Annotated in this window: 16 protein-coding genes; 7 read left to right on the top strand and 9 right to left on the bottom strand. The window is 44.6% G+C overall.

The features are described from left to right. Positions 1–18: 18 nt before the first annotated feature. Genes L0659_RS09895 through L0659_RS09880 form a run of 4 tightly spaced genes read right to left on the bottom strand, consistent with a single transcriptional unit; the run spans position 19 to position 2878 of the window. Positions 19–822, bottom strand: a complete 804-nt coding sequence (locus L0659_RS09895; protein ID WP_235125780.1) for a TIGR02757 family protein — start codon at positions 820–822, stop codon at positions 19–21. Further along, positions 809–1021, bottom strand: a complete 213-nt coding sequence (locus L0659_RS09890) for a hypothetical protein (protein ID WP_035361453.1) — start codon at positions 1019–1021, stop codon at positions 809–811. The genes L0659_RS09895 and L0659_RS09890 overlap by 14 nt, the downstream gene beginning before the upstream one ends. Positions 1022–1039: 18 nt before the next feature. Continuing rightward, on the bottom strand, positions 1040–2086 hold the full coding sequence (locus tag L0659_RS09885) for a LysM peptidoglycan-binding domain-containing protein (RefSeq protein WP_235125779.1): 1047 nt from the start codon (positions 2084–2086) through the stop codon (positions 1040–1042). A gap of 3 nt (positions 2087–2089) precedes the next feature. After that, complete coding sequence (locus L0659_RS09880; protein WP_235125778.1) at positions 2090–2878, bottom strand: DUF4905 domain-containing protein; 789 nt, start codon at positions 2876–2878, stop codon at positions 2090–2092. A gap of 55 nt (positions 2879–2933) precedes the next feature. On the opposite strand from L0659_RS09880, the gene kdsB reads away from it, so the two are divergent. Then, complete coding sequence (gene kdsB, locus L0659_RS09875; RefSeq protein WP_235125777.1) at positions 2934–3674, top strand: 3-deoxy-manno-octulosonate cytidylyltransferase; 741 nt, start codon at positions 2934–2936, stop codon at positions 3672–3674. Positions 3675–3831: 157 nt separating this feature from the next. After that, a complete protein-coding gene (locus tag L0659_RS09870; RefSeq protein ID WP_235125776.1) occupies positions 3832–5400 on the top strand; it encodes a bifunctional response regulator/alkaline phosphatase family protein in 1569 nt (522 codons plus the stop codon). A gap of 74 nt (positions 5401–5474) precedes the next feature. On the opposite strand, the gene L0659_RS09865 is transcribed toward L0659_RS09870, so the two are convergent. After that, entirely contained in the window at positions 5475–6152 is a 678-nt protein-coding gene (locus tag L0659_RS09865; protein WP_235125775.1) for a cell division ATP-binding protein FtsE, read from the bottom strand. A 6-nt stretch (positions 6153–6158) separates the two neighbouring features. Next, a complete protein-coding gene (fsa, locus tag L0659_RS09860; protein ID WP_235125773.1) occupies positions 6159–6821 on the bottom strand; it encodes a fructose-6-phosphate aldolase in 663 nt (220 codons plus the stop codon). A 282-nt stretch (positions 6822–7103) separates the two neighbouring features. On the opposite strand from fsa, the gene L0659_RS09855 reads away from it, so the two are divergent. Both L0659_RS09855 and L0659_RS09850 read left to right on the top strand, forming a co-directional pair. Further along, positions 7104–7805, top strand: coding sequence for a tetratricopeptide repeat protein (locus L0659_RS09855; protein ID WP_255727115.1), 702 nt, complete (start codon positions 7104–7106; stop codon positions 7803–7805). Between the two features lie 24 nt (positions 7806–7829). Next, positions 7830–8159 carry a transmembrane 220 family protein gene (locus L0659_RS09850; protein WP_235125768.1) on the top strand — a complete coding sequence of 110 codons (330 nt, stop codon included), beginning with the start codon at positions 7830–7832 and terminating at the stop codon, positions 8157–8159. 1 nt (position 8160) lies between these two features. Here the strand turns inward: L0659_RS09850 and L0659_RS09845 are convergent, their stop codons facing one another. Continuing rightward, the gene (locus L0659_RS09845) at positions 8161–8928 is read right to left on the bottom strand and encodes a biotin--[acetyl-CoA-carboxylase] ligase (protein WP_255727114.1); all 768 of its coding nucleotides are present in this window, start codon (positions 8926–8928) and stop codon (positions 8161–8163) included. 44 nt (positions 8929–8972) lie between these two features. On the opposite strand from L0659_RS09845, the gene rsfS reads away from it, so the two are divergent. The 3 genes from rsfS (at position 8973) to L0659_RS09830 (ending at position 12528) form a co-directional block, all read left to right on the top strand. Continuing rightward, the gene (rsfS, locus tag L0659_RS09840) at positions 8973–9356 is read left to right on the top strand and encodes a ribosome silencing factor (protein ID WP_026630890.1); all 384 of its coding nucleotides are present in this window, start codon (positions 8973–8975) and stop codon (positions 9354–9356) included. Positions 9357–9428: 72 nt separating this feature from the next. Further along, a complete protein-coding gene (gene ftsH / locus L0659_RS09835) occupies positions 9429–11486 on the top strand; it encodes an ATP-dependent zinc metalloprotease FtsH (RefSeq protein ID WP_235125765.1) in 2058 nt (685 codons plus the stop codon). A gap of 94 nt (positions 11487–11580) precedes the next feature. Next, on the top strand, positions 11581–12528 hold the full coding sequence (locus L0659_RS09830) for an aldose 1-epimerase (protein ID WP_235125763.1): 948 nt from the start codon (positions 11581–11583) through the stop codon (positions 12526–12528). Here L0659_RS09830 and L0659_RS09825 read toward each other — a convergent pair. Both L0659_RS09825 and L0659_RS09820 read right to left on the bottom strand, forming a co-directional pair. After that, the gene (locus L0659_RS09825; protein WP_235125762.1) at positions 12525–13691 is read right to left on the bottom strand and encodes a nucleotidyltransferase family protein; all 1167 of its coding nucleotides are present in this window, start codon (positions 13689–13691) and stop codon (positions 12525–12527) included. The two genes, L0659_RS09830 and L0659_RS09825, sit on opposite strands and share 4 nt — an antisense overlap. Further along, complete coding sequence (locus L0659_RS09820; RefSeq protein WP_235125761.1) at positions 13661–14578, bottom strand: serine kinase; 918 nt, start codon at positions 14576–14578, stop codon at positions 13661–13663. The genes L0659_RS09825 and L0659_RS09820 overlap by 31 nt, the downstream gene beginning before the upstream one ends. Positions 14579–14580: the final 2 nt, after the last annotated feature.

Below are 14580 nucleotides of genomic sequence, written 5' to 3'. Positions count from 1 at the left end.
TTTTATTGAACAAAAAAATCATTTCGCAAACCCTTCAATCCCTAACCCAAACAAAGCAAAGTCATACTTCACAGGATCTTCCGGGTTTAGTTGCTTTAATGAGGCGGTGAGTTCCTTGGCGGTTTGCCAGTCGGTGAGCGGGCGTTTGATGAGGCCCAGGAGGCGGGCGACGCGGTCTACGTGCACGTCGCAGGGGCATACGAGCTGGGACGGCTTAATGGTGTTCCATATGCCGAAATCTACGCCTTTATTGTCTTTTCTTACCATCCAGCGCAGGAACATGTTCAGGCGCTTGCAGGAGGATTTTCTTAATGGTGTGGCAATGTGTTTGGCCGTTCTTGCAGGGAAATGTTCTGAGTCGCGGAAGAGGTTGTGGAAACCGATCAGAGCACTTTCGATGGTTTCTTCGCCTGCCTGCATATGGCTGCTGAATGCGAATTCAAGCGAATTGTGTTGCCGGTAATATTGCTGGAGAAAATGCAGAAAATATAGCGTATCCGTCGCGTTGAAGGTGCGGTGCTTGAAATGCAGGAAAGGTTTTAAGTCGCTTTCTGTATGATTTAGCACAAAGTCGTAAGGCGCGCCATCCATTAATGAAGCCAGCTCGTGACATTTATTGATAATGGTCTTCCGTTGACCCCAGGCAAGCACGGCCGCCCAGAAACCCATGATCTCAATGTCCTGCTTTACAGAAAATGAATGTGGGATGCTGATTGGATCAACAGGAATGAATGCGGGCTGATTATATTGCTCGGCCTTTTCCTCCAGTAAATCCGTAACGAATGATGAAAATGTAGGAATGATAACCTCAGTGCCGTGCATGGCTTCCTCCGAACAGGTAAGCCAAAACTTTTGAAATACCTGAGAAAAACATAATAATGCCCGAAAACAAGAAAGTAAAAATGGCGATGAAGGGATAGAGTATCGTGAACATCACGCTCCATAATTTATAGCCAGTGGTGTTTTTCAGTGCTGCCCGCTCCTCTTCTCTTTTGGAACGGAATTGAGGTAAATGCTTCATAATGTTGATGTAGAATGCTTATTCAAGATAACTGACAACGGCCCGGAATCGTTTGCTGTTCGGCGAAACTTTTTCAAAAGCCCTTGAAGATAACTTGATTACAATGTCGTCGTTGATGCTCGTATCGGGAATGCGGCCAATAATGCGGACGATGATTTTTTCCTGATTGTATTCATTCAAAACCTCCACCAAGGCCCCTACCGGCGCCGTGCGGTGCAAGCCTAGGAATTTGCTTGTACTTTCGTCTGTCTCAATCACTTCCGCCAAGCCGGATTCCGATTTTTTCTTGCCTTTCACAACCTTAGGCGGCGCAACTTCTTCAACGGGCTTCACCACTTTCTCTGGAACAATGGCCTTTGCTTTCACAGAATCTTTCACGACCGTGGTTGTAGTAGTAACTTTTGGCGCAGGCGCAGCAACCGTTGGAGCTGGCTTTTCAGGTGCTTTCTCACTCACAATCAGTTCTTGTCCATCCTTCAAATTGTCGTCGGTAAGATTATTCCATTTCCGGAGATCAGCCATGAGAACACCATATTTTACTGCAACACGATAAAGGGTTTCGCCGGGCTCCACTTTGTGCAAGCCATTGGCTGGCGCGGGAACGGTTGCGCTTGCAGTTGGCGCAGAGGTTGTTGTCGGTGCCGGGGCGGTAGGCGCTGTTGCGGCTGGTGCTGTGGGAGCAGGTGTTGCAGGTGCGGGCGTAGTAACGGTCGGCTTTACTTCCTTCACCTCAGCCTTAGCAGCTTCTTTTCTATCTTCCTTTTTGTCTTCTTTCTTTGAATCTTTTTTGCTGGTTTTGGGAGTGTATGGCACCCTGATGGTCTGTCCCGACTGGATATTATCTGCCATCCCGGGATTGGCTTCCCGCAGCGCCTGAATGGATGTGCCGTACTGGCGCACCACCGCAAACATGGTTTGCCCCTGGTTTACCCTATGCAGAACGAATATTTTACCTCCCACTCTTTCAACCCCAACGGAGTCAACCTCATAATTCCCGTTTGCCCGGGCCTCAATCAAACCTGTAAACAAACCTAACAAAATGGTCAGGCAAAAAATGTATTTCATTTATTATGAAAGTGTTAGACTCGAAAACTCGTTGTTGTTTTTCAGATAAACCAATGTAGATGCTTTTAGCATCATCGTTGAGCGGCCCATTCCTTCGCGTCCTTCAGACAGCTGTTCATGTAAAATCAGCTGCCTTTGATCTGTCACAATGAGGAGGTATTGAACTGATTTATCCTGATCGTAAATATAATAAGAAAACATTATATAGGGTCTTTTCTCCAAATAATCAATAGTTACTGCATCGTGCCCATTCGTTATTTCATGGATAAATGATGCCAGTTTTTGGAAATAAACGCTGTCCTTCCTGTAACGAACCGGTTCTTGTAAAATTATTCTTTCAATTTGCGGCCCGTAATTTTCTTTCAGCGATGCGGTTTCACCCGTTTCAGCATTACATTGTTTATGAATAAACTGCTCTCCCGACTTGGTTGCAACTTCTATATGTCTGTTATCCAGCGGTTTTACCATCAAATGATTGGGTAACGCCCACAGAAACCGCCCATCCGTGGCCGAGAATGCCAGCAAATCGGTTGGTTCGGGAATTTCGGGATAGCGGTAATTGTGCAGGAAAATACTGTTGCAGGAAAACGCGGTCAGCGAGCTCCACCAATCGGCTTCTTCGGGAGAATGGTGCCACAGCTGTGTCATTTCACCAGTATCAATGACTGAAAATGATACTTTTTTCAATGTGGCGTCGCGAAGTTCTACAACCCAGAGATTGCTGTCAGGATCAGGGTCGGGCAAAATCCGCCAGATATTTTGTAAAAACCGTTGAGAAAAGACCTTTTGCAATTTTTTAGCTTTATTTTGAAACAAAATTCAACAGAAATATAGACCAACTGACCTCGTGCGAATATTAGGAATAATCCCTGCCCGCTACGCTTCCACCCGTTTTCCAGCCAAAGCATTGGTTGATATTGGCGGAAAAAGCATGATCCAGCGGGTTTACGAACAATCGTCCAAAGCTACACAACTCGATCAGGTAATTGTTGCCACCGATGACGAAAGAATCTTCAACCACGTCACAGACTTTGGCGGAAAAGCCATTATGACGAACACCGCGCACCAAAGCGGAACAGATCGCTGCTTTGAAGCGCTTTCCAAAACGGACGGCGTTTACGAATATGTGATCAACATTCAGGGTGACGAACCTTTTATAAGCCCCGAACCCATAGATAATCTGGCAGAAGCATTGAATGGTGAAGTCGAGCTGGCAACGCTTGTGAAAGTGATTGACAGCGATGAGATCCTTTTTAACCACAATGTGCCCAAAGCGGTTTTGAATAAGCGTAATGAGGTTTTGTATTTCAGCAGGCAAACGATCCCCTATCTGCGCAATCCGGAATCGGGCCAATGGCTTGGTGCTCATACTTTTTACAAACATATAGGCATCTACGCTTACCGGGCGGATGTGCTTGCGGAGATCACCAAATTACCCGTTTCTTCGCTTGAAAAAGCAGAAGCATTGGAGCAACTTCGCTGGCTGGAAAATGGTTATGCAATCAAAGCGGTGATTACTTCTGACGACTCTCATGGCGTGGATACCCCGGAAGACCTGATTCGGGTCAGCAGAAAGTTTTTACTCTGACATCGGCCAACTGGAACGCTATTTGTAACTTTTTTTGCAACACCCTTGCAGATTCCAGTCTCTTAAAAAACGTTAAAACGGGTATTTTTATACGACCTGTCTGAATTAGGGCGTTACCCTTGTAGTGATTTTATTAACCAATTGAAAAACCATACTTATGCAATATAACATTCTTTGGGCCGATGATGAAATAGATCTCCTCAAACCACATATCATGTTTTTGACCAATAAAGGTTACAGCGTGACGCCCGTGAACAGCGGTGCCGATGCATTGGACCGCATTGAAAACGACCGGTTTGACATTGTTTTTCTGGATGAAATGATGCCGGGTATGACCGGCCTCGAAACATTGGCACAAATAAAACAGCAACAGCCTAATTTGCCTGTTGTGATGATTACAAAGAGTGAGGAAGAGCATATCATGGAAGATGCCATCGGTTCCAAAATCGATGATTATCTGATCAAACCGTTGAATCCCAATCAGATTTTACTTTCTGTAAAAAAGATCCTGGATAACAAAAGGCTGGTTACAGAGAAAACGACATTGAGTTACCAGCAGGAATTCCGGAACCTGGCCATGCAATACCAGGACAGGATCGGACATGAAGAATGGGCTGATATTTATAAAAAACTGATATACTGGGAGTTGGAACTCGAAAATTCCGAAGATCAGGGAATGGCAGAGGTTTTCAGCATGCAAAAAAGCGAAGCCAATGCTAATTTTTGCAAATTCATTGAAGATGAATATGAAGAATGGCTGAACGATCCGCGCTCGGATAAGCCTATTTTATCACACCAGTTGATGAAACAAAAGGTTTTCCCGCATCTGAAAGGATCGGATGAGCCGTTATTCTTCCTGCTGATCGATAATTTCCGTTATGACCAATGGAAAATGATCCAGCCGATTTTACAGGAATATTTCAACATTGAGGAAGAATCATCATACTACTCAATTTTGCCTACGACCACGGGATATGCGCGTAATGCCATTTTCTCGGGCCTTATGCCGAGTGAAATGGAGCGTAAGCATCCGCAATGGTGGGTAAGTGATGAAAACACACCCGAAGGTGAAGAGGGATTGAACAACCATGAGCATGATTTCCTGCAAAAGCAGCTTGAAATGAATCACCTTACCAGTGTGAAAAGCTCTTATCACAAGATCCTGAATGCCAACCAGGGTAAAGCATTGATAGACAACTTCAATAACATGCTGAATAACCAGCTGAATGTGGTTGTATATAACTTTGTGGATATGCTTTCGCATGCCCGGACGGACGTTCAGATGATCAAGGAACTGGCGCCGGATGAAGCTGCTTACAGGTCCATTACGAAATCCTGGTTCCAGCATTCACCTCTTTTGGACTTCATCAAAAAGGTGGCTGAGAAGAAATGCAGACTTATTTTGACGACGGATCACGGTATGATCCGCGTTCAGAAACCGGTGAAAATCATTGGTTACCGTGAAACGAATACAAACCTCCGTTACAAACACGGAAAGAATTTGGGTTTCGATGATAAAAACCTAATGGTATGCCGCAAGCCTGAAAGAATTTTCCTGCCAAAACCACACGTTTCCACTTCTTACGTGTTCACCAAAGAGGATTATTTCTTTGCTTACCCGAACAATTACAATCAATACGTGAATTTATACAGGGATACATTCCAGCACGGAGGCGTCTCCCTGGAAGAAATGATCATTCCGATCATTGATCTGAAAGCGAAGTAATTCAGGTTCATATATAAAAAGGAAAGGATCCGATCGGTTGATCGGATCCTTTCCTTTTTATGCTTCAATTAAAATCAGCCTTCTGTAACACTTCCGTTCTCGCATTTCAAAACACGCGCCGGAAATTTCCGCAGAAACTCGTGGTTGTGGGTTGCCATCAAAATAGCGACGCCGGCATTGTTGATCGTCCTGAAAACCTGCATAATCTGCTCTCCTACTTCCGGATCCAGATTACCCGTGGGCTCATCGGCGATCAATATCCGCGGCTCGTTCAGCATGGCGCGGGCAATTACAACCCGCTGCTGCTCACCGCCCGAAAGCTGGTGAGGCATTCTCTTCTGCGCTGTTCCCAGTCCCACCTGCATCAAAACCTCAGCAATGCGCTTTGAGATTTTCCCCTTGTCATCCCAGCCGGTCGCTTTCAAAACAAACGACAGGTTATCCTCAACAGAACGGTCGGAAAGTAACTGAAAGTCCTGGAAAACAATGCCAATCTTGCGGCGCAGAAACGGGATATCGGATCGCTTAATGTTGTGCAGTTCATAACCAACCACTTTGGCAGATCCTGTGTGCAGCCACAAGTCCGCGTACAACGTCTTCAAAAGAGAACTTTTTCCGCTTCCGGTCCGTCCGATCATATACACGAACTCACCGTTTTTTATTTCGAAATGTACATCGTTTAAAACAGGCCGCTCACCCTGATAAATATCTGCCCGATCCAGTATGATAATTGGCTCTGTTGACTCCGTCATAAAAAATTAGGTATTTGGATTTCCCTTTTTGTAATCAGCAAGGAATTTTTCCAGACCGATATCCGTAAGCGGGTGTTTCAGCAATGCTTCCATCGCGCTCAAAGGACCAGTCATTACATCTGCACCAACTTCTGCGCATTGGATAATGTGCATTGGGTGACGAACAGATGCTGCTAAAACTTGTGTATCAAAACCGTAATTTCTGTAAATCAAAAGAATCTGCTCGATCAAAGCGATACCGTCTGTTGAAATGTCATCCAGGCGGCCGATGAACGGAGAAACGTAAGTTGCACCCGCTTTTGCAGCTAAAAGTGCCTGTCCTGCTGAAAAAATCAATGTACAGTTGGTACGAACACCTTTGCCAGAGAAATATTTCAAAGCTTTTACGCCTTCTTTGGTCATAGGTATTTTTACAACGATTTTATCATCAATTTCAATCAGCTCTTCACCTTCACGGATCATTCCTGCCAAATCGATTGAGATAACCTCTGCACTTACGTCACCTTCAACGATGTCGCAAATTGCTTTATAATGGCGCATGATGTTATCCTTGCCCGTAATCCCTTCCTTAGCCATTAACGATGGGTTGGTAGTAACGCCGTCCAAAACACCAAGTGCCTGTGCTTCCTGAATCTCTGCCAGGTTAGCAGTATCAATAAAAAATTTCATAACGGGAATTTATTGGTTAGAATATTCCACAAAAGTAGAAAACCCTGGTCAAAAGCAAAAAGAAAGAGGAGAATAGAACCGAAAGGACATAAAAAAAGGCAAACCGAGAATCTCACCGCATCGACCACCTACCCTTGCTTCCGTCAGGACCTGGGGGATTCGGAAGGAGCTGGTAGTTCCGATTTGCCAGCTGCAAAGATAAAGACATTTTATTGACAAAAAGAAAACATTCATTTCACGTTTGGGCTTACTTTTGTGCGAATCAATTAGAAATGAACAGTTATGCCGCGTTATTTTTTTTTATTTTTCCTCTATTTATGTGTTTCATGTGCCCAATCTTCTGATGCTTTTTTGCAAAAAGGGAAAGAATTAATGCAACAGGGCAAGACCCGCGAAGCCATTGAATTCATCAACAAAGCCATCGAAAAAGATGATGCGAATGCCGATGCATTTAATTTACGGGGCGTTGCTTATTATGAATTGAAAGAATATCCGAGCGCGCTCCTCGACTTTGGGCAGGCGATCAAAATAAAACCGAACTCTTACCGCCCCTATTTCAACCGTGCATTACTTTATACGGATGAAAACAGGTTGGATTCAGCATTTGCAGATTATAACAAGTCTGCCGAACTCGCGCCGGACACGGCCGACGTATTCCTTAACCGGGGCCAATTGTTGGTTTTGATGGAAAAACCAACAGAAGCCATCGCAGATTTTGAAAAAGCCACCAAACTGGATGACAATAACAAAATGGCTTGGTACAATCTCGGAAACACTTACTACCGCAACAAAGACTATAAAAAAGCCACATTAGCATTCCGCCAGACCGTGCGTTTGGATGCCGCCTATGGCAAAGCGTTCTACGGCCTTGGACTTGCGCAATGGAATGACGGTGAAAAAGATTTAGGTTGCACCAATCTGAAACAAGCCCTGAATGTCGGATATTCGGACGCCGCTAATGCACTGGCGCAGTTTTGTAAATAAAACCATTTAAAACCACACTTTCCTATGAGACTCTTTAAGATTGCTTCCGGAATTATTTTCATCCTTTTTGCCTATTTACAGCTCAATGACCCCGATTCGGGCTTATGGATCGCTGTTTACAGCTTTGCGGCGCTTGCCTGCTTTATGAGCATTCGCGAGCTGTGGCCGAGCTGGGTGTTTTATGCGCTTGGTGCAGGATATCTGGTAGCGGCTGTGCTGCAATGGCCGCCGGAATTTGAAGGGATATTCTTTGGAGAAACTGCCATGCGAAGCCTGAACATTGAGTTGGCAAGAGAGTCGCTGGGCCTGGGAATTTGTACCATTGTAATGGTCGTGATCGGCAAGTGGGGCTGATCTAATCTTTAAGCCATTCTATTTCTTTCAGTCCGACTTCCAAAGTGCCGCTTTCAGAAAGCAGCTTCATGACGAGCTTACCCTGCGGGGTAACATGGCTGACAGTGCCTTCAAAAACGCGCTCCTGATGCTTGAATAGCACTGAATGATTGTATCCGAACAGGTTAGTCAAGTAATCCTGGCGGATACGATCATGTAAGGTTTTAGATTTCAAATCGGCATAAAAACTGTCCAGGAAACGAAGCAGCTTGTTAAATTCTTCACTAAGCACAAATTGGCCGCCCGTTTCCTTGCCAATGGACGTTGCGTGTGCACTTGTAAATACTTTTTGATTAATGTTTACGCCAATGCCTATGACAGAGCTGGCTATCCTGCTTCCCTGAATTGAATTTTCGATCAGGACGCCGCTTACTTTTTTGCCATTCACATACACGTCATTCGGCCATTTGACTTTGGCATTATTTACATACCTGGCAGCGTAAGCGTGGATTCCCAACGCGACCGTCTGGCTTAATAAAAACTGGTCCGCAACCGGCAAAAAACCGGGTGTTAAAATGACTGAAAATGTTAGATTTTGCCCTGGATCAGCAACCCAATCCGTCCCTCTCTGGCCCCTGCCTTTTACTTGATTGTCTGTTATGACAATAGTCCCTTCATCGAACAACCCCGCGTGCACTATTTCAGCCGCTATGTCGTTTGTAGAGTGACAAGTTGGCAGATATATAACTTTTTTACCAATTATTAAGGTATCCTGTATAGAGTTGTACAATTTTTTTGTTTTACTTTAGGGTTTAGAAAAGGAATTAACTACGAATGAAAGAACGCAAAAATAAAGAACTATCCTCAAAAGATCTCTCTGAGCTGGTAGCAAAAGGAATGATAGAAAAGAAGGGCCTGGACATCGCAATACTTGACCTCAGAAATGTAAAAAATTCAATAACTGATTTTTTTGTAATTTGTTCGGGTAATTCCGACACGCAGATAGATGCTTTGGCCAACTCGGTTGAAGACGAAGTTTACAAAATGTCCAAAACAGAACCCTGGCAGAAGGAAGGAAAGGCGAATGGGGAATGGATCTTGATTGATTATGTAGATGTCGTGGCACACATATTCAACAAAGATCGCCGCAAGCATTATGATCTGGAAGAACTTTGGGGAGATGCAGAGGTAACATACCTGGAAGATTCCATGGTATAAATGACCGGCAGGTGAACATTAGCCTGGGCCGGAATGTTGTTTATTATATTTCCTCTTAATTAAAAACACAGAATGTCTGAAAACGATAACAAAAGAGGGCCTCTCAGTCCTAAAAGTCCCCAAAAAGGATATCAGGGCTGGATTATCGCTGCTCTGATTGCTACTATACTTGGAATAACATACCTCAACCGCACCTCAACCATTCGTGAAACGACGCAGAAACGTTTCGAAAAAATGATGGCTGACAAAGAAGTCGAAAGGGTTACGATTGTTAATGACAAGTCTGTTGAGGTTACACTGAAACCAGAGGCACTGAAACAAGATAAATATAAGGTTGTTGCAAAGGAAAATAATTACTTCGGAGGTGAAACGGTGTCGCATTACCAGTTTCAGGTAACGTCTGCTGAGACTTTCAAGAAGGATTTTGATAAAATGCAGGAAGGCATTCCCGACGATGATAAGGTGCCTTTTGTAGTAGATACCCGCAACGACTGGACCAGCTTCCTCGGAACCTGGGGCTTTTTCATTGTCATGATCCTGGTGATGTACTTTATTCTGGGCAGAATGTCCGGTGGCGTCGGACCGGGTGGTCAGATCTTCAACATTGGCCGCTCGCGTGCTACATTGTTTGATGCTGAAAACAAGGTTAAGATTACTTTTAATGATGTTGCCGGGCTAGACGAAGCAAAGGAAGAGATTAAAGAAATTGTTGAATATCTTCAAAGCCCTGACAAATTCAAGAAACTGGGTGCAAAAATTCCAAAAGGCGCTTTGCTTGTAGGACCTCCGGGAACGGGTAAAACATTGTTGGCCAAGGCTGTTGCCGGTGAAGCTGGCGTTCCATTTTTCTCCCTGTCTGGTTCCGACTTTGTTGAAATGTTCGTGGGTGTAGGTGCGGCACGTGTTCGTGACCTGTTCAAGCAAGCAAAAGAGAAAGCGCCTTGTATCATCTTTATTGATGAGATTGATGCAGTAGGCCGTTCACGTGGACGTGGCGCTATGCCGGGTTCAAATGACGAGCGTGAGAATACATTGAACTCACTTTTAGTTGAAATGGACGGTTTCGCAACCGACTCAGGTATTATCATCGTAGCTGCAACCAACCGTCCTGACGTTCTGGACCCTGCATTGTTACGTCCGGGTCGTTTTGATCGCCAGATTTCAGTGGATAAGCCAGACGTGATTGGCCGTGAAGCGATTTTCAAAGTGCATTTGAAACCTTTGAAATTGTCAACCGACGTAAACATTCAAAAGCTTTCTTCGCAAACACCAGGTTTTGCCGGTGCTGAAATTGCCAATGTTTGTAACGAAGCAGCATTGATCGCAGCACGTCGTAATCGTGATGAAGTTACCATGCAGGACTTCCAGGATGCAATGGACCGTGTAATCGGTGGTTTGGAAAAGAAAAACAAGCTTATCTCACCTGAGGAAAAAGAAATCGTTGCTTACCACGAGGCTGGTCACGCAGTAGCAGGCTGGTTCCTGGAACATGCCGATCCATTGGTTAAGGTATCAATCGTTCCCCGTGGTGTTGCAGCATTGGGTTATGCTCAATATTTACCGAGAGAACAGTATTTGTATCGCACAGAACAGTTGTTTGATGAAATGTGCATGACACTAGGCGGCCGTGCAGCTGAGGATGTGGTTTTCGGTAAAATTTCAACCGGTGCATTAAGTGATCTTGAACGCGTTACGAAAGTAGCTTACAGCATGGTAACGATGTACGGAATGAACGAACGTATTGGAAACATTTCTTACTACGATTCAAAACAAAGCGATTACGCATTTACGAAACCATATTCTGAATCAACGTCTCAGGCGATTGACGAAGAAGTAAGGAAGCTGATTGATCAGGCTTACCAGTTTGTTAAGAACCTGTTGAGCGAGAAGCGTGATAAATTGGAAGTGTTGGCGAAAGAGCTTTTGGAAAAAGAAATTTTGTTCCAAAGTGATCTTGAAAAACTGATCGGAAAACGTCCTTACGAGAAGGAAACCAGCTATCAGGCCTACATTAACCGCCGATCTAATGAAGAAGCAGCGATCCATGAGGAAGTTGTGAAACACACATTAGAAAAGGAAAACAAAGAAGAAGAATTAGCAGAGGCAGGTAAAGACGTATCAAACGAATAAGCTGCTGAACTTATAATAATATGCAATAGCCGGACAATCATGTTGTCCGGCTATTATTTTTGTAACAAACATCATTCACCCCAAACCCGTAACAATGTCTTTTGAAATATTCAAACAGCAATTTGGCGATCTGAGCGAACTTGTTATCCAGGAAACAGAAACAGGAAATCGCTGTGTCATTATTCCTGAATTAGGTGGAATTGTCCGCCAACTTTCGCTTCGCAAAGGAATTACCTTGTTCTCTCTGCTCAAAACGCCGCCTACGCCGGATAGTCTGCTTGCGGATACGAAGAGCGCGAGTGAGCTTCTTTTTCCCTTTGCCAGCAGGATACCCGATGGAAAATACAAGTTTCTGGGTAAACAATATCAGCTTGCCAAAAATGAAACCGGCAACCTGAATGCGATACACGGACTGGTTAGGAAACAACCATTCAATGTTGACGAGCAGGACATTCAGGCTGATCGTGCTTCTGTGAAGCTCTCCTACTCACTCAATAATCCGGAGGGTTATCCATTTTCAGTTGATTTCTCCGTATCCTATGCATTACATGCCGATGGTCGGTTTGTATTAACGTATGAAGCTGTGAATCAAGGCAGCGAGCCGGCACCCATGATGTTTGGATGGCATCCGTATTTCGTGCTTGGCAACGAGCAAGTTGATGCCTGGAAGATCAATATTCCTTCCAATGAGATTGTAGATTTTGATATTAATCAGATTCCGGTTGGCAGAAAGCCGTTCCTGGTAGAAAAGCCGACTAAATTATATCAGAAAGCATTTGACAATTGCTTCGTAGTGGATTCCGCATCTGATAGCGCGGTAACCGAACTGATCTCGGAGAACCAGGACATTACATTGCGAATTAAGCAGGAAACCGGCGAAGGAAAATTCAATTACCTAGTGGTGTACACGCCGCCCGCACGTGAATGTGTTGCTATTGAGCCACTGACAGCGAATGTGGATGCATTCAATTCAGGAGAAGGGCTTAATATTCTGGCGCACGGGAAAAGCATCTCCGGCTCCATCACGCTTACGCTTGTTTAAGAACGGTGTTTCTTGTACCAAAAGGCTTTATGCCAAAGTAACTTCCAATAAGTCAGATAGCGTAAATGGGCCGCAATAATTGAAATTTTGATGCTCAGATTATCCCTATGGCGCATGTTGTAAACGAATATGCGCCATGATTTTGATTTCAATACCGGACGCTCATTTTCCCAATGTTTGAGAATTTCCCTTTGAAAATCTTCGGAGGGAATGTATGAAACACCCTCGAATTGCGGGCTCAAAAATGTTTCACCAGTAAGCATATGCACCATGGCCAGCGATTCCCTGAGCAAGCGATTGAAACCTTTCTTTTTGGCTGTGTCCTGAATGTAAGCCCAATCCAGGCCATTCGCATGTTTGCGCAAAAGCCTTACAAAATCGGCCATGTATTTGAGTTTATCCCATTGCTCAATGCCGCCATGGTGAATCACCATTAAAAGCAGCTGGTTTTCCATGCGAGGAATGGGAATGGTTGACCCAGCCATTTGGACCTGAATCATATCTTTTGAAAGTTCCTCCCAAGTAAGGTCGTAGCAGTAACGGGGATAACTCGGCCTCCACTGCACTTCCAGTGACTGCAATGTATGTTCTTCAATGGGTTCCAAAGGAAGCTGGTAATCCGTAGCCAAATAGGCCTGTTTCAGCGCATCATTACCAAACAAATACCGACGATACGGATCTGGGGCAAAGCCACTTTTTTGTAGCGTGGCAAGACTTTCGGAAACATCTTCTTCTTTAATGAAAAAGTCAATGTCGCCAAATTCGCGCTGATTGGGTTTCTCATACAACAGCCAGGCCCAAAGTGCGCCTTTCATTAAAAAAGCTTTCACATGAGCTGTGTTAAGCTCCTGGTATAACCGCACAGAGATCCCGAGAAACGCCATATTTGTAATAGCCTGCCCCATCGCAAATGCTTTCAAGTCTGCTAAATGTTTGGCAGGAATGTCAGGCTGTTCCGCTCCACTTTGCAAATGGTCCAGCAATAATGGCCTCACCTGATGCCAGTTGGCCATCCGAGCCAATTTGGGCCAGACGATCTTGCTTTGATACAGATGAAATGGCGGTTTTGATTTCCCTCCAAGTGCAGCTTCAATCAGCAGGGCCAGCTCGGGGGAAATTATCATGTCTGGCATCATCCGGCTATCAGTTGTTCCGGCATGCATTCACTGACCCATTTTTCCAGGTTTTCGAATCCGTCCGGGCGTTTCTTTTTCCAGAGCCGGGCAGATTTGCTGCATTGAAAGCTCTGCAAAAAATGCCTTTTTAAAGCCTCCCTGGTAAGCAGCTGGCTGGGCAGCGGGAAGTTTTTTAATGTTTCGGTTGGGATTTCGGCAGCCGACAATGCTGATAACGGCTTCCTATTTCGCGCTTTATGTAAAAAAAACACTTCCTTTAAAGGCACCGGATCGTGGGAGAAATTCGATTTGGGTTCATAGGAAAACTTCTTAACCCCTTCGCTTACAGGATGTAAGTCAGATTGCTGGTAATGTAAACCAGCAACCGTTTTGTCCCAGATTTTGAGCTGCGGATAAGCTGGGATAATGTAGGCCGATCCATCGTCATTAAATCCGATGGCCGTCAAATCGTCGCTCAATAATTTGCAACCTGCCTTAATAAACGCAGCCGCAGTCGTGGATTTTCCAGCGCCCGGTGTGCCCATGAAACACCAGCCTTCGTTGCTAACCTGGACAGAGCTGGCATGCAAAAGAAACAGCCCACGCTGAAAAAGGATTAACCCGATAGCCTCGCTCACCGTGAACAGGCTGATTAAATCATTTTCATTTGTTAATGCATTCACATAAAGGCAATTGCCATTCGTAGCCTTGAATGATGCAACGTCAGCCCAATGCAAATACAAGTTTTCATCGGCGTCTTTTCCAAAAGACGCCCGCACTCCTCTTCGATATAATTGCGTTTTTTCCAGTGCAGGCAAGTCAAATACTCCTGACTTGATATATAAGTCGTGATCGGGACGAGCGTCTCCGTCACTCAATTCGGGAAGTCTAATTTCAGAAAGGATATTTAATCCGAAGGCTTTGTAATAATGCATGT

The organism is Dyadobacter sp. CY347 (genome assembly GCF_021502655.1).
In the GTDB taxonomy this organism is placed as follows: Bacteria; Bacteroidota; Bacteroidia; order Cytophagales; family Spirosomataceae; genus Dyadobacter.
The sequence above is the reverse complement of the archived record's forward strand: the minus strand, read 5'-3'. Positions and strand labels throughout refer to the sequence as shown.